The organism is Halomonas sp. BLK-85 (assembly GCF_044792155.1).
In the GTDB taxonomy this organism is placed as follows: Bacteria; Pseudomonadota; Gammaproteobacteria; order Pseudomonadales; family Halomonadaceae; genus Vreelandella.
Genome location: NZ_CP087731.1, coordinates 1,607,051 through 1,625,890, shown reverse-complemented (window position 1 = coordinate 1,625,890; position 18,840 = coordinate 1,607,051). Strand labels below are relative to the sequence as shown.

The 18,840-nt window shown below is 54.3% G+C and carries 17 protein-coding genes; 9 read left to right on the top strand and 8 right to left on the bottom strand.

Features of this window, described 5'->3' with window-relative positions; all coding sequences use genetic code 11:
• Window position 1: 1 nt before the first annotated feature.
• From LL947_RS07330 to gloB, 4 genes are all read right to left on the bottom strand, one after another.
• Window positions 2–1,075: a microcin C ABC transporter permease YejB gene (locus LL947_RS07330; RefSeq protein ID WP_290820997.1), complete on the bottom strand. Its 1,074-nt coding sequence runs from the start codon at window positions 1,073–1,075 to the stop codon at window positions 2–4.
• Window positions 1,076–1,176: 101 nt separating this feature from the next.
• Entirely contained in the window at window positions 1,177–3,075 is a 1,899-nt protein-coding gene (locus LL947_RS07325; RefSeq protein WP_499832812.1) for an extracellular solute-binding protein, read from the bottom strand.
• Between the two features lie 105 nt (window positions 3,076–3,180).
• Window positions 3,181–4,389 carry a transglycosylase SLT domain-containing protein gene (locus LL947_RS07320; RefSeq protein ID WP_499832811.1) on the bottom strand — a complete coding sequence of 403 codons (1,209 nt, stop codon included), beginning with the start codon at window positions 4,387–4,389 and terminating at the stop codon, window positions 3,181–3,183.
• Between the two features lie 76 nt (window positions 4,390–4,465).
• The gene (gene gloB / locus LL947_RS07315) at window positions 4,466–5,233 is read right to left on the bottom strand and encodes a hydroxyacylglutathione hydrolase (protein ID WP_499832810.1); all 768 of its coding nucleotides are present in this window, start codon (window positions 5,231–5,233) and stop codon (window positions 4,466–4,468) included.
• Window positions 5,234–5,296: 63 nt separating this feature from the next.
• Here gloB and LL947_RS07310 point away from each other — a divergent pair, with 63 nt between their 5' ends.
• The 4 genes from LL947_RS07310 to nudC are packed head-to-tail and all read left to right on the top strand — an operon-like array spanning window position 5,297 to window position 8,214.
• Window positions 5,297–6,196 carry a methyltransferase domain-containing protein gene (locus LL947_RS07310; RefSeq protein WP_499832809.1) on the top strand — a complete coding sequence of 300 codons (900 nt, stop codon included), beginning with the start codon at window positions 5,297–5,299 and terminating at the stop codon, window positions 6,194–6,196.
• Entirely contained in the window at window positions 6,193–6,663 is a 471-nt protein-coding gene (gene rnhA, locus LL947_RS07305; protein ID WP_290821006.1) for a ribonuclease HI, read from the top strand. The genes LL947_RS07310 and rnhA overlap by 4 nt, the downstream gene beginning before the upstream one ends.
• Window positions 6,664–6,708: 45 nt before the next feature.
• On the top strand, window positions 6,709–7,431 hold the full coding sequence (dnaQ, locus tag LL947_RS07300) for a DNA polymerase III subunit epsilon (RefSeq protein WP_499834384.1): 723 nt from the start codon (window positions 6,709–6,711) through the stop codon (window positions 7,429–7,431).
• A 3-nt stretch (window positions 7,432–7,434) separates the two neighbouring features.
• Window positions 7,435–8,214 carry an NAD(+) diphosphatase gene (nudC, locus tag LL947_RS07295; protein ID WP_290821008.1) on the top strand — a complete coding sequence of 260 codons (780 nt, stop codon included), beginning with the start codon at window positions 7,435–7,437 and terminating at the stop codon, window positions 8,212–8,214.
• Between the two features lie 29 nt (window positions 8,215–8,243).
• On the opposite strand, the gene LL947_RS07290 is transcribed toward nudC, so the two are convergent.
• Window positions 8,244–8,555 carry an SCP2 sterol-binding domain-containing protein gene (locus tag LL947_RS07290; protein WP_290821010.1) on the bottom strand — a complete coding sequence of 104 codons (312 nt, stop codon included), beginning with the start codon at window positions 8,553–8,555 and terminating at the stop codon, window positions 8,244–8,246.
• 117 nt (window positions 8,556–8,672) lie between these two features.
• On the opposite strand from LL947_RS07290, the gene sohB reads away from it, so the two are divergent.
• Window positions 8,673–9,716 (top strand): protease SohB, encoded by a 1,044-nt coding sequence (gene sohB, locus LL947_RS07285; protein ID WP_499832808.1) that lies wholly within the window; start codon window positions 8,673–8,675, stop codon window positions 9,714–9,716.
• A gap of 117 nt (window positions 9,717–9,833) precedes the next feature.
• Here the strand turns inward: sohB and LL947_RS07280 are convergent, their stop codons facing one another.
• On the bottom strand, window positions 9,834–10,154 hold the full coding sequence (locus LL947_RS07280) for an ArsR/SmtB family transcription factor (RefSeq protein ID WP_404413272.1): 321 nt from the start codon (window positions 10,152–10,154) through the stop codon (window positions 9,834–9,836).
• A gap of 473 nt (window positions 10,155–10,627) precedes the next feature.
• Here LL947_RS07280 and LL947_RS07275 point away from each other — a divergent pair, with 473 nt between their 5' ends.
• The 3 genes from LL947_RS07275 (at window position 10,628) to LL947_RS07265 (ending at window position 14,302) form a co-directional block, all read left to right on the top strand.
• The gene (locus LL947_RS07275) at window positions 10,628–12,553 is read left to right on the top strand and encodes a propionyl-CoA synthetase (protein ID WP_499832807.1); all 1,926 of its coding nucleotides are present in this window, start codon (window positions 10,628–10,630) and stop codon (window positions 12,551–12,553) included.
• Between the two features lie 170 nt (window positions 12,554–12,723).
• A complete protein-coding gene (locus LL947_RS07270) occupies window positions 12,724–13,395 on the top strand; it encodes a 7-cyano-7-deazaguanine/7-aminomethyl-7-deazaguanine transporter (RefSeq protein ID WP_290821014.1) in 672 nt (223 codons plus the stop codon).
• 73 nt (window positions 13,396–13,468) lie between these two features.
• Window positions 13,469–14,302: an alpha/beta fold hydrolase gene (locus LL947_RS07265; RefSeq protein ID WP_499832806.1), complete on the top strand. Its 834-nt coding sequence runs from the start codon at window positions 13,469–13,471 to the stop codon at window positions 14,300–14,302.
• Window positions 14,303–14,337: 35 nt separating this feature from the next.
• Here LL947_RS07265 and LL947_RS07260 read toward each other — a convergent pair whose 3' ends face one another.
• Together LL947_RS07260 and LL947_RS07255 are read right to left on the bottom strand one after the other, a co-directional pair.
• Complete coding sequence (locus LL947_RS07260; RefSeq protein WP_499832805.1) at window positions 14,338–15,723, bottom strand: 3'-5' exonuclease family protein; 1,386 nt, start codon at window positions 15,721–15,723, stop codon at window positions 14,338–14,340.
• A gap of 28 nt (window positions 15,724–15,751) precedes the next feature.
• Window positions 15,752–16,699: an ABC transporter substrate-binding protein gene (locus LL947_RS07255; RefSeq protein WP_499832804.1), complete on the bottom strand. Its 948-nt coding sequence runs from the start codon at window positions 16,697–16,699 to the stop codon at window positions 15,752–15,754.
• Between the two features lie 416 nt (window positions 16,700–17,115).
• On the opposite strand from LL947_RS07255, the gene LL947_RS07250 reads away from it, so the two are divergent.
• Entirely contained in the window at window positions 17,116–18,822 is a 1,707-nt protein-coding gene (locus LL947_RS07250) for a potassium/proton antiporter (protein WP_499832803.1), read from the top strand.
• Window positions 18,823–18,840 lie beyond the last annotated feature (18 nt).

The window sequence follows — 18,840 nt, the reverse complement described above, 5'->3', positions numbered from 1 at the left end:
GTTACGACTCCCGGGTGGCAAAATCGATGCGTGGATCAACCCATACATAGGTCAGGTCTGATAGCAGCTTGAGTAAGAGACCGATCAGGGTATAGAGGTAAAGTGTACCGAAGATGACCGGGTAATCGCGCTGCATGACGGCTTCAAACCCTAGCAGGCCGAGACCATCGAGCGAAAAGATGACCTCGATCAGCAGGGCACCGGTAAAGAAGATACCCACCAGCGCGGCAGGGAGGCCCGCAATGATGATCAGCATGGCATTGCGAAACACATGGCCGTAGAGAATTCGCCGTTCATCGGCGCCCTTGGCCTTGGCGGTCAGGACATACTGCTTGTGGATTTCATCCAGAAAGCTGTTCTTGGTCAGCATGGTCAGGGTTGCAAAACTGCCGATAGAGGCAGCGATGACCGGCAGAGTGATATGCCAGGCGTAATCCTTGACCTTGCCCCAGGTGGAGAGGCTGTCGAAATCGGGTGACGTCAGCCCGCGGAGTGGAAACCAGTCCAGGTAGGTACCACCGGCAAACAGCACAATCAGCAGGATGGCAAACAGGAAACCGGGAATGGCATAACCGACAATCACCAGCCCCGAGGTCCACACATCAAAACGCGACCCATGGCGCAGTGCCTTACGGACCCCCAGTGGAATCGAGATCAGGTAGACCAGGAGGGTTGTCCATAAACCCAGTGATATCGATACCGGCAGGCGTTCGATCATCAGGTCAATGACCGGTCTGTCTCGAAAGAAGCTGGTACCGAAATCAAAGGTCAGGTAATCCCCCATCATGCTCAGAAAGCGCTGATGTGCGGGCTGATCAAAGCCGAACTGCTGTTCAAGCTGTTCGATAAAGCGTGGGTCTATGCCCCGGGCGCCACGGGAGTCATCGCTGACCTGAACGTCTCCACCGCCCATGTCCAGGCGCGTACTGGCCATGGCATCGGCGCCTTCAAAGCGTGCCAGCATCTGGTCAATAGGACCGCCTGGCGCTGCCTGGACAATGACAAAATTGAGCAGCATGATGCCGATCAGCGTCGGGATCATCAACAGCAGTCGACGTAGGGTATAGCGCGCCAAGGCAAGGCTCCTTTTGCAAACACTGATTTCGCTGACGTGTGAACTGGCAGCGAGCGGAACGAGATCAGTGGCTTTTCCCGTTACGCTGACCGTCAGTCGTTTTATCGACCGCTACGGCGGCGTTGAAGTTCAGCTTCCCGTTGAGTATCCACCCACCAGGCGTCCAGGTCCATGGCATAACGGGGGAAAGGCTCCGGGTACTCGAATTTGTCCCACACGGCTATCCGGGTCTCACCGGAGTGATAGTGGGGAATCACATAGAACCCCCAGCGCAGCACCCTGTCCAGCGCATGGGCAATGGTATTGAGCTCTTCTCGACTGTCAGCGCCAATCAGCTGGTCAACCAGGCTGTCAACCGCCGGGTGGGCAAGCCCCATCAGGTTGCGGCTTTGTGGCTGTTCAGCGGAGGCGCTGGTCCAGTAGTCGCGTTGCTCGTTGCCAGGGTTGTTGGATTGCGGGAACTGGCTGATCACCATGTCAAAATCAAAACTGCGCAGGCGGTTGAGGTATTGGTTGATGTCGACAATACGGATCGAGGTGTCGACGCCCAGACGCGCCATGTTACGCAGCATGGGTTGGACAACCCGCTCCAGGCCGGAGTCGTAAAGCAGTACCTCAAGTGCCAGGGGCTCACCGTCTTCAGCATTGACCAACTGGCCTTCCTGCACCTCATAGCCCGCTTCACGTAACAGACCCAACGCCAGGCGCAGCCGCTCACGCAGTGTTTGCGGGTGGTCAATCGGCAAAGGCGCGGTAAACAGCTGATCAGATTGGTGGGATGCCAGCAGTTCATCCTTGAAAGGCGTCAGCAGGGCGAGCTCTTCCTGGTTGGGAAGACCCGTGGCCTGCATGTCTGAGTTCTGGAAAAAGCTTTGGGTGCGGGAATAGGCGTCGTAAAAGATATTAGTGTTCAACCAGGGGAAGTCAAAGGTCAGGCTGAGTGCCTCGCGCACTCTGGGATCTTCGAACTTGTCGGTGCGCAGGTTGAATACAAAAGCCTGCATGGGAGAAGGATTAACATCGGGGACAGTGATACGCTCGACCAGTCCTTGCTGATAGGCAGGAAAATCGTAACCGATGGCCCAGGTGGCCGCGCGGGCGTCAATCCGGTAATCGATCAGGCCGGCCTTGAAGGCTTCCCAGGCGATATCCCTGTCGCGGTAATAGTCAATGATCAGGCGGTCAATGTTGTAACGACCTACATTAACGGCCAGGTCTTTACCCCAGTAGTCCTCATCGCGGGCATAGACAATCCGCCGCCCCGGGTCGACTTCGTCAATTTGATAGGGGCCGGATCCCGGATGAGCGGCCAGGGTGGGCGCAGTGAAGTCTCGCGCTTCCCAGTAATGTCTGGGCAGGATTGGCATCTGGGCCACAATCAACGGTAATTCCCGGGAATCCGTCGTGTTGAATTCAAAACGTACCCGGTGAGTGTCCAGGGCTACTGCCTTTTCAACGCCAATATAATAGTTGCGATAAAAGGGGTTGCCCTCTTCGCGCAGGATATCCAGGCTGAAGACCACGTCTTCAGCGGTGACCGGCTCACCGTCCTGGAAGACCGCATCAGGATGCAGGTCGAATTCAATCCACTCCCGTTCAGGGTCCAGACGAACCCCTTTGGCCAGCAGCCCGTAGAGGCTGAAAGGCTCATTGGGATTGCTGGCCATCAGGGTGTCATAGATCTGGTTAATGCCGTTGGCCGGTGTGCCGCGGACGATGAAAGGATTAGTGGAATCAAAGCTGCCCCCCGGTGCACTGCGCACCATGCTGCCGCCCTTGGGGGCTTGAGGGTTAACGTGAGGAAAGTGAGCAAAATCTTTCGGCAGGGCGGGCGTGCCGTACAGTGCCAGGGCATGGACGGTAGGCACATTATCCGGGTCGGCGTTGACGGTTTGAGCATGAGCGGCAAGCGAAATGAAAATGCCGGCCAGCACGGAGATTATCAGGCACCCAGGGCGCATGTGCGATGATCCGTTCTCCTTGGATCTGCTCGTCGTCATTGCCTCTTCCTCCTGTATTGAATGCAACCTGCCTGAAGATTGTTGCTGGCGTAAATGACTGTTATGACATCAAGCACAGCCTTAAAATCCCCAAACATATTCAGGTTAGGAACTGGAAAGTGTCAGGAGTTGGCCAGGCTGTAAGGCCTCCGGACGATCAATGGCATTCCAGCGCATGATGTCACGCAAGCTGATGTTATAACGCTGAGCTATGGTGCTCAGGTTATCACCAGGCTCCACTCTGTGTGTCTGCGGTGTTGAGGTGCTTGCTAGCGTCGTTTCCTTGTCATTATCGGCATTCAACGACGTGCCCAATTCGGCAAGCATTTGCGCACTGCTGTCGCCAGGCATCAGCAGGGTTCGGGTATAACGTGGATTCAGGCTCCCGTTCAGCAGGCCGGGGTTGAGTTCGCTGAGAGTGTCAGCATCCACGCCCGAGCGGCGCGCCAATTCCTCCAGGCTGACACCCTGTTCCAGATCGACCATGGCGAAGGCAGGGGTGGCGGCAATCTCTGGTAAAGTGACATCATAAGCGGAAGGGTTGGCAATAATCCTGGCAATTGCCAGCAGCTTGGGTACATAGTTCATGGTTTCGCGGGGCAACTGCAGATCCCAGTAGTCACCTGGCTGTCCTTGTGCCTGAGACCGCCTGACGGCTCTGTTTACCGTGCCGGCGCCAGCGTTGTAAGCGGCCAGCGAACGCTTAAGATCGCCTTCATACCATTGATCTGCCTGCATCTCGATATAGTCGAGAGCCGCCTGGGTGGAGGCCACTACGTCAAGTCGTCCATCGTAGTGCGCGTTGCGCACAAGGCCAAGTGCATCCCCGGTACCCGGCATGAACTGCCAAAGCCCGGCAGCCCCTCGGTGGCTTTTTGCCCGAGGGTCAAAGGAGCTTTCAATAAAGGGGACCAGGGCAATTTCTCCCGGCAACCCGCGTTCTGATACCTGCTGGTTGATCCAGGCCAGCCAGGATGAAGCACGCCGGCCAATGGTCAGTATGTTTTCCGGGCTGGACTGGTAATAATCTATCCAGTTATCAACTCTTTCCTGCGCCCTGGCAGAAAGAGGTTGCTCGTGCCAGGCAAGCTGACTGCGCAGCTCACTCCAGGCATCGCGGTTTTCAAGCTGCAGCACATCCCAGAAATGTCGTCCGGCTGCGCCTGATGGCGCTGCCGTACTTGAACCCTCGGTGATTGCCTGGCTGTTGGTAACGCCATTGGAGGCTTGTGCAGCCGCAGCCAGCAGTATTCCGCTTATCATGGTGCTACCTAGGGTCAGCAGCATCCGGTCTCTCAAGACATGGTAGGTCATAGGCATCTGAAGGTGGACTAATTATCGTTTCAAAGCGTATTCAAAAGGCAAATACTCACTATGCAAAACGAATCAGTTAAAAACGATCTTTCCACTCGCGCAGTGTCGTGAACGTTGCGAGTGGATGCGAGTTGTCCCCTTTATTACCAGCAGCCTGACGCACGCTGTCTGATTCCAGGCGGAAGTAGGGATTGATTTTCAGCTCGCGTCCTATCGTGCTGGGTAGCGTCGGGCGTTCCAGTTCATGTGCCTTCTGGCATTCGGCGAGTGCCTGAGCAACATCAGGGTTATCCGGATCGGCGTGACTGGCAAACGTAAGATTGGCCAGCGTGTACTCATGGCCGGCAAATACCAGCGTCTCTTCGGGTAATTGGGCCAGACGGTCGAGGGCGTTATGCATTTGCTCCGGAGAGCCTTCAAACAGGCGCCCGCAGCCTGCACAGAATAGGGTGTCGCCACAAAAAAGTAATGGCGGTATGCCTGGCGCAAAAAAACTAATATGATCCAGAGTGTGGCCCGGGGTCGCGAAGACATCGAAAAGACGGCCCATGACACGTACTTGATCACCTTCTCCGACAGTATCCGTTATCCCTTCAATATCGGGATTGTCCGGTCCGATCACTTTTGGGGAATAGCGTTTGATCAGAGCCTCCAGGCCACCGGTATGATCGGGGTGGTGATGGGTAATCAATATGCTCTCAAGGGTTAACGATTCACGCTCCATGTGATCAATAACCGGGCCGGATTCGCCTGGGTCTACCACACAGACAGCCGGACTGGAATCTTGTCTGAGCAACCAAATATAGTTATCACTTAAGGCAGGTATGGGCGTTACGCTCAGCATGGAGGAAATCCTTTAAATGTTAAAGGCGTCAAAAAGGCGTTACTTTGGAGGCAAGCGCGTTTTATGTCAAATTCGGACACAGGGCTCAAGCTTAACCAGCAGCTGGAAAAATGTCAGCAGTTCTGGATGTCGACAAAAGGTGCTGCCTTGCTCGATGCTCAGCGCGCTTGCCTGGGACCGGTGATTGATTCACGCCATCAAGGCCATGCGCTCGAAATAGTGATGGGATCCTCCATGCTTCAGGCAGCTGCCCATGCGCATGTCATACAGTGGGCGCCCACCCTTAAAGCGGCCCAGCGGCCAGAAACACTCGTTTGCCCGCTGGACGATCTAGCATTGCCGGATGGGTGTCTGGATATTACGCTCATCCACCATTGGATGGAGCACGCTGACAATGCGCATCACTTGCTGCAGGAAGCGGCTCGCGTTACCGCAGATAATGGCATTCTGTTGATTTTCGGTTTCAATCCCTTCAGCCCGAGTAATCTGTCCCGACGCGCCTTGCCCGGGCATCAAGCGTTTCCCGTCAAGGGGCATCAGCGCGTTCAATGGCGTTCGCCGCGCGCACTGCGTGACGGTCTGGCATTTGTTGATTTCGAGATCGAGCGAGTAGACTACTGCGGCTTCAGACTGCCGTTCGAGCGTTCCAGAAAAATGGCCTGTAACGGTTCATTGGAAACTCTCGGGCGACGACATAACATGCCTCTTGGAGATAGCTACATGATTCGGGCCAGTCGTCGCCAACAGCCTGCCAGCACCAAGCGGGTGAAGTTTGCCATGCCGATGGCGCCTTCAGGGCGTTCTGTTCAGGCGTTTTCGCGTGAACACTACCCCAGAATGCCGTTGATTTTTGTACCCTCGAATCGATCCGCCAAGGGTCAGCTGCCTTTGGCCGAAACAGATCTGAACATCATATCGGTCAGGAAAACCACTTCCGACATACCCAAGGAATCCAAGCGTTGAGCGATGAAGCCAAACAGCCGCTACCCAGTGTCACGGTCTATACCGATGGAGCCTGCCGGGGTAATCCAGGCCCGGGAGGCTGGGGAGTGGTATTACAAAGCGGTGAACACGAAAAAACCTTGTACGGCTACGAGGCCAACACTACCAATAACCGGATGGAGCTGATGGCTGCCATCATGTCGCTGCGCACCCTGAATCAGCCCTGCAAGGTTGCGTTGTGGACGGATTCACAGTACGTCCGTCAAGGGATAACCCAGTGGATTCATAATTGGCTAAAGCGTGACTGGAAAACATCTGCACGCCAACCGGTCAAGAACGCCTCTCTGTGGAAAACCCTGTATGAAGAAACCCAGCGCCACGATATTGAATGGCATTGGGTCAAAGGACACAGCGGCCATCCTGGCAATGAGAAAGCGGACCAGCTGGCCAATATCGCCATTGATGAGCACGTTGAGCAGAAAGCCTGATTTTTGTCAAGGTAACGACTTTATGACGTTTGTCCGGAGAGCATGATGCGCCAGATAATACTGGATACTGAGACCACGGGCATTGACCCCAAAGAAGGGCACCGCCTCGTCGAGATAGGGGCGGTCGAGATGGTGAACCGTCGTCTGACCGGAAACACTTATCATCAATACATTAATCCCGAGCGCCATATTGATGCCGAGGTGGTTGCCGTTCACGGGATTGATGATGACAAGGTGGCCAATGAGCCGGTCTTTGCCGACATTGCCGACGACTTCTGGGCATTTATTGCGGGTGCAGAACTGGTTATCCATAACGCTGCCTTTGATGTCGGGTTTATTGACCACGAACTGGCAATGCTCAACAAGAAGCGCTGCGAGCCAGTGCTGGGGCCGGTGGCTGAACATTGCGGCATACTGGATACCTTGGGTCTGGCCCGGCAGAAGCATCCTGGCCAGCGTAATAACCTGGATGCGTTGTGCAAGCGCTACGAGATTGATAACGGCCGTCGCGTTCTTCATGGCGCCCTGCTGGATGCCGAAATTCTGGCGGACGTCTATCTGGCAATGACCGGTGGGCAGACAGCCCTGACGCTTGATGCCGGCAACCCGTCTGCTGATAACCAGCAGGTAGGTAGCGATCAGGGGCTGACAGTTCAGCGCCTGATGCTTTCTCCCGGCCAGTTAAAGGTTATTGCGCCTGATGCGGCTGAACAGGCAGCCCACGAAGCGAAATGTCAGGCTCATAAACTGAGCTGGCAGCAGGGGTAAGCAATGCTAAGACGTGATATACCGGTGGGGCATACGCAGGGGCGAGTGATGGCGATTTCCAGAAGCAAGCTGTTGCCATCACCTGTGCAGACGGAAGGAGACGTCACGCCCCTGCATCCTTGGCAGCCCTGGACGGATCACATGCAACCCCTGTGCTACTGGGATGACGAGCCGGTCGCACTCCAGCTTGCAGAAGAACCCGGCGATACCTGGATTGATGGCCGTCAATGGATGTCAATGCTGCCTGGCCATTGGTACAGTCTGCTGTCAACGGCGCTCCAGGTGGGCGCCTGGCTGGAAAACCACCGCTTCTGTGGTCGTTGTGGCGCCGCTGCCACCAAGCTGGAAGCTGAGTTTGCCATGCATTGCCATGCCTGTGGTCATCGTAACTACCCGCGCATTTCGCCCTGCATCATTACCTTGGTCAGCAGCGGCGAAGCGATGTTGCTGGCCCGCAGTCCGCGTTTTGCGCCGGGTCGCTATTCCACTCTGGCGGGCTTCATTGAACCCGGAGAGTCTGCTGATGAAGCCGTTCATCGAGAGGTATTTGAAGAAGTCGGCGTGCATATTGAGCAGCTGCGTTATTACCAGAGCCAGGCGTGGCCTTTCCCTCATTCTCTGATGTTGGGGTTTTTTGCTGAAGCAAGATCCCGGCGTATCCATATTGATGGGGTTGAAATTGCTGACGCTGCCTGGTTCTCACCGCGTCAGCTGCCTTCATTGCCGCCGCCTTATTCCATTTCGCGTGCCCTGATCGAGACACATCTGGCGAAATGGCGCTGATGAAAGACCTGATAGCGCCTGGCAACGGCTTATTTGTGTGGAAACAGGTCGGTCAGTCGGGTGGCCAGCATGACATTACCGGTCGCTTTGAGCCTGCCGGTCATGAACGCAGTCATTCCGTTGATTTCCCCATTCATGATGCCTTTCAGTGTGCCTGATTCCATGCTCAGGCTGATGGAAGGGTCATCATGCTCGCCCTCGATGATTTCGAGTGTGCCTGCATGAATATTCAGGTAATAATTCCCGGCATCGGAAAAATGGAACTGGAAAACCTCGTTCATATCCTGAGCGGCTTCAGGATTGAAGCGGGCCTGGAGCTTTTCGAGAGTGGTAGATGACATCTGGGCGCTTCCTTACAGATCAATGGGCGGTTCAAGCACCGCTTATTTTGGACACAAGACTATTTTAACCATCTGTTTACATCAAGCGATAAACGAACTGACCGGCAGGAGAGCATAGTGACTGAGTGGATTGTGGAACAGGGTACATTTTTGCTTCAGACCCTTATTGTGGTAGCGCTGGTCGGCGTTGCCATCATTCTGGTGAAGCGTGCCAAAGAGCCAGGTGAGCAGACATTGACGCTGAAGATCACGGAGCTGAACGACCAACGCCGCTATCGTCGGCGACGCCTGGAACTGGCGGCAGCAGCGCCTTCAGCGCGGAAGAAGATGATCAAGGCGTTTCGGCGGGATGATAAATCTCACAAGAAAGGCGCCAATGACAGCCGTTCCTGTGAAGGTCCACAGCGCGTCTGGGTATTGGATTTTCATGGCGATATCAAGGCTTCTGCGACTGAGCATTTCAGCGAGGAAATTTCGGCGCTGATCGACGTGGCTGACCAGCATGACGAAGTGGTGGTTCGACTGGAATCTGCCGGTGGCCTGGTGCATGCCTACGGCCTGGCGGCCGCACAGCTAGACCGATTGCGCGAAGCGGGATTGAAGACGACGGTGTGTATCGACAAAGTTGCTGCCAGCGGCGGTTATTTGATGGCTTGCACCGCTGACCATGTCAAGTCGGCACCTTTTGCAGTTATTGGCTCGATTGGTGTTGTTGCCCAGATACCCAACATACACCGCCTGTTAAAGCGCCATGACATTGATGTAGAACTGCTAACCGCGGGTAAATACAAGCGCACACTGACCATGCTGGGAGAAAATACCCAGGAAGGACGCGAAAAATTTATCGACGACCTGGAAAATACGCATCGGCTGTTCAAGGAATACGTGGGTGAGCGGCGTCCAACCATGGATATTGAAACGCTGGCAACAGGTGAAATCTGGTATGGCAAAGAAGCCATGCAGAAACAGTTGGTGGATAGTGTGCAGACCAGCGAAGCGTATCTTACCCAGCTTATGAATACCTCACGGGTGCTTAAGGTAACGTTGGAGGCTCCCCAAACGATGACGCGAAAGCTGGGGCTTGCTGTGGAAGCAGGCGTGGAGCGCGCCGTACTTAAAGCGGTTGAAGGCCTGGAAGCCGCTCGTTGGCAAAAACGCTAGGGTCTGTTGGCGTATCTTCACGGCCGCGATGGAGGCCCTAACAGAGACTGTTTTCTGAAACGATAGCCGATATTTCAAATCCCGCCGTTGATGATCAGCGCGCGGGATTTCTTTTGGTTAACGGCTGAAATAACTTGCCAGCGTGCTGATGATTGCCTTGGCACTCTCACTGTTCAGGGAGTAGTAGATGGTTTGCGATTCACGTCGGGTCTGAACCAGGTTCTCGCGGCGCAGAATAGCCAGATGCTGTGAGAGCGCCGACTGGCTCAACGCCAGATAATGATTGATTTGCGTCACAGAAAGTTCCTGATCAGCCAGCAGACATATGATTTGTAGTCGCTTTTCGTTGGCCATTGCCTTAAGCAGAGAGGCGGCCATATCAATTGCAAGACCTTTATCTTGTAACAAATCGCTTGCTGCGCTAACGGAAGGGGGCATTTCAAACTCCTGATCGACGCAAGGTACGTACATGGCAATCGATTACTCTTGGGTTGGTGTCACTTCATCCGAAGACGGCCCATGGCAGTAAACGGGGAGTGGGTGCATAGACAACGTCATTGCCTCGGGCGTTTCATGTGCTGCGTATGATGTTTTGCTTATCTTTAAATTTTATTAATTCGGCAGCCATTTTCCAAGTGTTTGTTTAGCTTTCTATCGATTAATTACGGTTTGACGCTCGTCAGAGGCGAATATGTGGTGGATTCTGCCACCGGCTAATGCAGTAGACGATGATAAGAGGGGGGGAAGAAAAAGTGTCGACCTGACTGATTAGGGGAGAAATACATCGGTTTTGTTGACAATTATCCGTCTGATTCTACATCTTTAGTCGTTTTTTAGCCAATAGTATGACGGTTATTTGTCTGTTTCCTTTATACAGTGTCGACAATTATACGATCCTTTCAATCCAGACCGTGGACACCGTCGCTATGAGTCGATATCAACAAGCCTTCCAGCACGCCATCCAGCAACCTGAAGAGTTCTGGTCACAGCAGGCCAAACGTATTCCCTGGTTCAAACAGCCGACCCAGATTCTCAGTTATGACGATCAGCAGCATGCGCGCTGGTTTGGTGATGGTGAGATGAATATCTGTCATGCAGCGATTGATTACCACGTCGAAAATGGTCGTGGTGAACAAGCAGCCATCTACTGGGATTCACCGGTAACCGATCGCAAGGCAACCATCACCTACGCTGAGCTGCGTGAACGCGTGGCCTACTTTGCTGGCGGGCTACAAAAGCTCGGCGTTGAAAAAGGCGACCGTGTGGTCATCTACATGCCGATGATTCCAGAGGCTCTGGTGGCCATGCTTGCCTGCGCGCGCCTGGGTGCCATTCATTCTGTGGTATTTGGTGGTTTCGCCCCCCATGAACTGGCGGTTCGCATCGAAGACGCCCAACCCAAGGTGGTAATTGCGGCTTCCTGTGGGGTGGAGGTCAATAAAGTGTTGCCTTATAAGCCTATTATTGATCAGGGAATTGAACTCAGTGCCCACAAGCCCGATGCCTGTGTCATCTACCAGCGTGAACAGCACCACGCTGAGCTGAATGATCGCGATCATGACTGGAGTGCGCTTGTGGAGGACGCGCCATTCGCCGACTGTGTCCCGGTCAAGGGAACCGATCCGCTTTATGTGCTTTATACTTCGGGAACAACGGGCAAGCCCAAGGGCGTTGTGCGTGATACCGCGGGCTATGCCGTGGCGCTGGCTTACTCAATGGAAGCCATTTATGACGTCGCGCCTGGCGAGGTGTTTTTCTCAGCCTCGGACGTGGGCTGGGTCGTGGGTCACTCCTATATTGTTTATGCCCCTCTGTTGAGAGGTTGCTCTACCATTGTCTATGAAGGCAAGCCGGTCAAGACACCAGATGCGGGCGCTTTTTGGCGATTGATCGAGGAGTACAAGATCAAGAGCTTCTTTACTGCGCCAACGGCTTTTCGGGCTATCAAGAAAGAGGATCCGGATGCCAAGCTGCTTGAAAAATATGATATCAGCAGTCTGAAGCACCTGTACCTGGCCGGAGAGCGCCTTGATCCGCCCACCTTCCACTGGCTGGATGATCTACTCGATGTGCCGGTTATTGACCACTGGTGGCAGACAGAAACCGGGTGGGCCATTGCTGCCAACCTGCCAGGTATTGAACCCATGCCGACCAAGGCGGGGTCCGCGACCGTTCCCGTACCTGGCTTCAATGTGCAGATTCTTGATCGCGACGGTGAGCAGGCCAGCGCCATGGAGCAGGGCAGTGTGGTGATCAAGCAGCCCATGCCACCGGGTTGCCTGACAGGCGTCTGGGGTGATCCGCAGCGCTTTCATAGTGCTTACATGGCGGCTTTCCCCGGCTATTACCTGACCGGTGACGGTGGTTATTATGATGAAGATGGTTACCTGTTCATCATGGGACGCACCGATGATGTGATCAACGTGGCAGGTCACCGTCTGTCTACCGGCGAGATGGAAGAAGTTGTGGGTGCTCATCCGGCGGTGGCGGAATGTGCCGTTATCGGTATTCATGATGAATTGAAAGGCCAGCTACCGGTGGGCCTGGTGATTCCCAAGGATGGCTTTGACGGCGATGAAGCTACCCTGGAAGCGGAGTTGGTTGCCCGGGTGAGAGATCAGATAGGCCCCATCGCCTGTTTCAAACAGGTGCTGGTGGTTAACCGTCTGCCGAAAACCCGTTCAGGCAAGATATTGCGCAAGCTTTTACGTAGTATCGCGGATGGTAAGGAGTTTGGAATTCCATCAACTATTGATGATCCCACCAGCCTCGAGGATGTTCATCTGGCGATGAAAGATCGTGACGTTGGCGCCGCTGACAGAGCAACCCAGGTCTGATGTGACAGGGGGTAGCCGAACACACATCTTGATGACCGCCGACGCGTTCGGCGGTTTTTTTTGAGATGGCATCAGGTGCGTAGATGCGTATAATGCCCCCCGCCATTCCCGCAGAGGGATAGAGGGTTCCCTAACCCCTCGTTTCATTTACCCAAAAAGGATTTCTGCCAATGTTTGCCCTGACGAATGCGCAATACCAGCGTTGTCTGTTGATCATGGTTGCCTTCCATATTTTCATTATTGCGGCCAGTAACTATCTGGTTCAACTGCCTTTTGTGTTGTTTGGCTGGCACACCACCTGGGGCGCCTTCAGCTTTCCGTTCATATTTCTGGCCACTGACCTGACCGTCAGGCTGTTTGGGAAAGAGCCCGCGCGGGCTATCGTCATGCGGGTCATGTTGCCGGCACTGTTTATTTCCTACCTGGTGTCAGTCATCTTTCCGCGCGGTGAGTTTGCCGGTCTGAGTGCCCTGGGTGAGTGGAACGTGTTTGTGGCGCGCATCGCCCTGGCGAGTTTCCTTGCCTACATTGTGGGTCAACTGCTGGATGTACAGGTATTTGATCGATTGCGCAAAATGGCCTGGTGGGTGGCACCTGTCTGTTCTACTGTGCTAGGTAATCTGGCGGATACGGCGGTATTTTTCAGCGCTGCTTTCTATCACAGCCCGGACCCTTTCATGGCCGCCAACTGGATTGAAATTGCCAGCGTGGATTATGTGATTAAACTGATGGTGAGCCTGATTTTTTTCCTGCCTTTGTATGGTGTTCTGCTGGCCTGGTTGACGCGGCGACTGATGGTGTGGACAGGACAGCGGGATGCCGAGCCCAGGCCGGTTGTCTGATTCGCGATATGTCCCGCAGTGTCAGCTCAGTGGCAGGCATCAATGGCTTTCCAGTGACCCGATAGGAGTGCACATGCCCGACGCCGAACCCAATATTTATACCGTTAACTTGCATTACACTGATACTAAAAATAAAGAAGGAAACGATTCAGCACCACTCATCGTTATACATGGTTTGTTGGGCAGTGCCGACAACTGGCGCAGTCATGTGAAGGCGTGGCAGGAAAAACGTCGGGTTATTGCTGTTGATTTACGCAACCACGGTCGCTCGCCTCATGTGGAAGGAATGACCTACCGGATGATGAGTGATGACGTAATGGCATTAATGGATAAGCTCGGCATCGCCCATGCCCACGTGCTGGGGCATTCCATGGGTGGCAAAGTGGCCATGACAATGGCGCGTCTGGCACCCCGGCGTGTTGCCTCTCTGATCGTGGCAGATATCGCACCAGTGACTTACTCCCACGGCCACGATGATGTCTTTGCAGCCCTGAATGAAGTGGCAGTCCATCGCCCAGCCAATCGGCGTGATGCCGATGCTTTGCTGGCCAAGCACGTGGATGCGCGGCCAATACGTCTGTTTCTGGCCACTAACCTTGAACGCACGACCGTTCACGGTCAGCCCGTCATGGGTCTGCGTGTGGGGCTTGAACAGATTATCAAGGGTTACCCTGATATTGTGACCGTTCCAGCGGGTGATTTACCGTACGATGGACCTTGCCTGGTATTGCGCGGGGCGAATTCGGACTATGTCAGCGATTCAATGCTACCGGCGCTCAAACAGGTGTTACCGAATGCGCGGGTAGTGACCTTGAAGGAAGCGGGGCACTGGCTGCACGCAGATCAACCACAGGCATTCCAACAAGCCGTTGAATCCTTTGTCGATGCTCAATCGGCAAGCTGCTAGGGCCTGTCGCGGCCGTGAAGAAACGTCAACAGGTTCTAGCGTTGATCCGGCAGTTCACTGATCTCCAGTCGATGACGTTTGGGGTCCCGCAGAAAGCGGTTGAGCAGCTGATAGATATCCATATCAAAGGGAGGATTTTGTGTATTGAGGCTATCCGCTTCGTTCAGGTTACTGACTGAGCCCAGATACCGCCATTGGGAGACCAGATGGTAGGCAGGGCGGCGACTTTTCGGATGAGATTCATGAATGGCGATTCGCCCCGGCCAGGGCCAATGGTCAAGCTGCTGCCCAGCCAGGGCCTGTTTTGCACGCTTTTCATGCGTCTTGAGCGGTTCCTGCTGGCAACAGGCACCGCGGCACCTCCCCAACTGATGAGCGAAACAGCGTCCACGCCCTTTCTCCAGGCCCAGCACCTGCCTACACAAATGAGATTCATCCGCGATCTTGCGTAGGGTATTCTTGGCGTCCCGTGTGCTGCGGAAAAGGCCAAAAATGCTCGCCCCATCAGCAACGCTGATGGCTTCGCCATTGATTAGCCGAGGGTGTAGCTCGCCGTTCGGCCAATACCAGGCGTATAGGCGTCGTTGTTTTCTTAGCCGTCGGTTCATTATGGGCATGAGGGTTTTGATCAACCGGGCTTCATGCAGTTGAGCGCCGAGATCACCGGCAGCTTCCTCCCACTCAATGTATTGCACCTGCTGTGACAGGCGCATTTCCCGATCATCCTGATGGTCGCCCTGGAAGTGGCTCATCACCCTGTCACGCAGATTCACGCTCTTGCCAACGTACAATGGCAAGCGGTTATGGCCGTAAAACAGGTAGACCCCAGGACAATTTGGTATCTGTTTGACCACGGTGGGGTCAAGCTGAGCAGGCAGGCTACGTTGTCGGCGTTGCTCATCCAATAACCCCTGCCATTGTTCAGAAGACAGTCTGGACTGCCAGCGCTGCCATAACGCCCACAGGGACTTAACGTCGTGCGCTGCACGATGAAGCCCCGGGGAAGAAATCTGGTGACGCTCGAGCAGGGCAGCCAGATTATGGCGGCCCTGCTCGGGTTCGAGCTGGCGTGACAGACGCAGTGTACACAGCATTCTGGCGCGGTAATCCAGCCCCGCACGTTTGAACTCGTTACGTAGAAAGCTATAGTCAAACCGTGCGTTATGAGCAATCAGTTCGCCACCCTCAAGCCAGGCAAACAGGCTGTTGGCGATATCTGAAAAACCGGGCGCCTTCTGGAGCATGGCATCATCAATACCGGTCAGTTGAGTGATTGTTGAACGTAGGTAGCATCCAGGATTGATCAGGCTGGTCCATTGATCAATGACCTGGCCATCAATCACCTTGAGTGCGGCGATCTCGATTATCCGGTCACGGCTGGCGCGTGTGCCTGTTGTCTCAATATCTATTAACACCATCATCCGTCAGCACTCATCATCAATAATGCAGTTACTGGCCGAGGTGCGGGTCTATTGCCAGCTGTTCGACGGGCAACATTTCACTGGTAATCCCACGTTGCTGCAAAAAGGTTTCCATTGCTTGATAACGGTGAACATCCAGCGCAGCCGGCGTTAATGACAAACGCCTGAGCAGGTCTTGCCAGTGATCGTCTGTCAGGCTGTCTTTCAAACGGGGATATGCTTCTGTCACCCTATCCAGGGCCAATTGCGGGTTTTCAATGATCCAGTTCGCCGCGTCTTCCAGAGCCCCCACGAATCGTAACCAGGTATCCATTCGGCGACCCAGGGTATTGCGGTTAGCCATCACGATCAATCCATCGTATCGGGGAATGGACAGGTCATCATATCGAATCACTGTGGCTGATAGACCTTGAGTCGCCAGCCGTGAGGGAAGCGTATGGAAAAATGCATCGGCTATGATTTCAATGCCCCCTTCGGTCAATGACTCGACAGCTTCAAAATGAATGGCGCGGGGCTTGGCGTATTGTTCAGACTGGCGAACCGTTTCTGAAATCAACAATGGCACAACCAGTTGTTGCCCCTCCTGGGTAGCAAATCCCAATGGCCTTGAACCCAAGGTTTCCAGCTCAGCATCATCTTCACTATTAATAGCCACGATGGCGTTAAGAGGCGTTTTTACCAAACTGGCGATGCGGGTGAGCGGTGCTCCCTCATGAGCTGCGAGGTGCAGCTGGGTCTGGCGGCTCAGGGCAAGGTCAACTTCTCCGGCAGCCAGTAGCTTGGTTGGCAGCGAAGGATCTCCGGGAATCTGCCAGTCAACGTCCAGCCTTTGCTGCTGAAAGAAGCCTTTTTCATGGGCAATGAGAATGACCGCATGCTGTGGACTTAAAAACCAGTCCAACATGATACTGACCGTTTCCAGGGGAGGCGGCGTCAACGGCTCTGGTGGGCTGTCCGCCACTCGGGGTGCCTGCATGAGCGGCGGGTCTGGCCAGAGCCCTTCAGGTATATAAACGTCTGACTCCAGTTGTAGCGGAGAATCTTGTGTCGCGGTTTCAAGCGCATCATCGGCAGACGTGTAGGCAGGAAAACTGATGGTCAGCCCGACAACAATGGCGCTTGCACATATATTAGTAATCCATGACCTGCGACGTAACGGAGTGCATCTGGTATTTACCCGGGGTAAGTCATTAGCGGATGCAAAAGTATGATGGTTTGAGCGCATCGCTATTACGGTGCGTAAAAAGCATCGCAACATGGTTCAACTCCAAAGGCGAATTTGATTATCTTATCTTCAGTTACCCGCCGATGGCTAGACGCGAAAGGCAAAAGCCGCAGCCAATAGCGCTATTGCATGCCATAATGATGTGGCTCAGAAGGCGATGGAGAAACATGGACGCAATCTACACTTTTTTCCTGCTCGGCGGTTCTCTTATGACGTTGAGCATCCTGGCCAGCCGGCTTTCATCGCTGTTTGGTGTTCCCCTGTTACTTATATTTCTCGGCTTGGGAATGCTGGCAGGTGAAGAGGGTGTTTTGGGCATCGTCTTCAACGATTACGGCATGGCTTTTGTGATTGGCCACCTGGCGTTGGCCATGATTCTGCTTGACGGCGGCCTAAGAACGCGTCTCAAGACCTTTCGCGTTGGTTTCAAACCCGCACTTTCGCTGGCAACGTTTGGTGTGTTTCTCACCAGTGGGGTCGTGGGTATTATTGCCATGTGGATTTTTGATCTTACCCTGGTGCAGGGGCTTCTGGTGGGAGCCATTGTTGGTTCAACCGATGCCGCCGCCGTTTTTTCAATGCTGAGCGGTCGGGGCGTCAATCTTAATGAGCGTGTCGGCGCAACCCTGGAGATAGAATCCGGGACCAATGACCCCATGGCGATCTTTCTGACCCTCATGCTGGTGGAATTGGTGACCGGTGAGTTGGGCGGCTGGCTAGAGACGCTGATCTTTCTGGTGTCTCAATTTGGTATCGGCCTGGCGGTGGGTATGGGCGGTGGCTGGCTGAGTGCCAAGTTGCTGAGGTGGCTGGATCTGGCGCCTGGGCTGTACTCCATGTTGGCGCTGGCGTTGGGGTTCAGTGTGTTCGGGATCACCAGTGTGCTGGGTGGAAGCGGTTTCCTGGCTATTTATCTGACCGGTTTGATGATTGGTAACCAGCCAGGGCGTCACCTGAATTTTATCCTGCCTGTTCACGATGGCCTGGCCTGGCTTAGCCAGATTGGGCTTTTCCTGGTGCTGGGGTTGTTGGTCACGCCCAGTGAACTCTGGGATGTGGCGCTGCCCGCCTCAATTGTGGCACTGGCCCTGATTTTCCTGGCCCGCCCATTGGCCGTATTGATCACTATTAAACCTTTTTTCAAGTTTCGCTGGCGAGAAACCCTGTTTATTGCCTGGGTGGGCCTACGCGGTGCTGTGCCGATTGTGTTGGCCATATTCCCGGTAATTGGTGGCGTTGAGAATGCGTCGCTGTATTTTAATATCGCCTTTGCCGTTGTCCTGCTGTCTCTTTTGATTCAAGGCGGATCATTGACCTTGATGGCGCGCTGGATGCGAGTGGAAGTGCCGGTCGGCACCACTCCCAACCAACGTGGCCCTTTGGGCATCCTGCCTGAAAATGATTTTGAGATGTTTGTCTATACGGTTGAAAATCAGGATCTTGAAGATGTGCCCATCCGGTTGTTGCGTTTTCCATCAGGGGCACTCATCTCTGCACTATTTCGTCAACATGCCATGCTGCATCCCAAGGGAAGTACGCGGCTGAAGCTTGGTGATGTTATCTGTGTGATTGGCCGTACCGATGATTTGCCAGCACTTAACCGATTATTCAACGGTGATGCAAAGCTCAAGCAGGCACGTGCCTTTTTCGGCACGTTCACATTGGATGGCAGCGCCCAGATGCAGGATATTGCCCAAGCCTATGGCCTGACGCTTAGCCCTGGCGAACAGCACATGACCCTGGCTGAGTTTGTGGCGCTGCGGGTCGGCGGGCATCCGGTGATTGGCGATGATGTAGACTGGCATGGTATCCACTGGGTGGTCAGTGATATGAAAGGTGGCACAATAACCCGGGTAGGGTTACGTCTGTATTAGCGGCGGTTGATGTTTGTT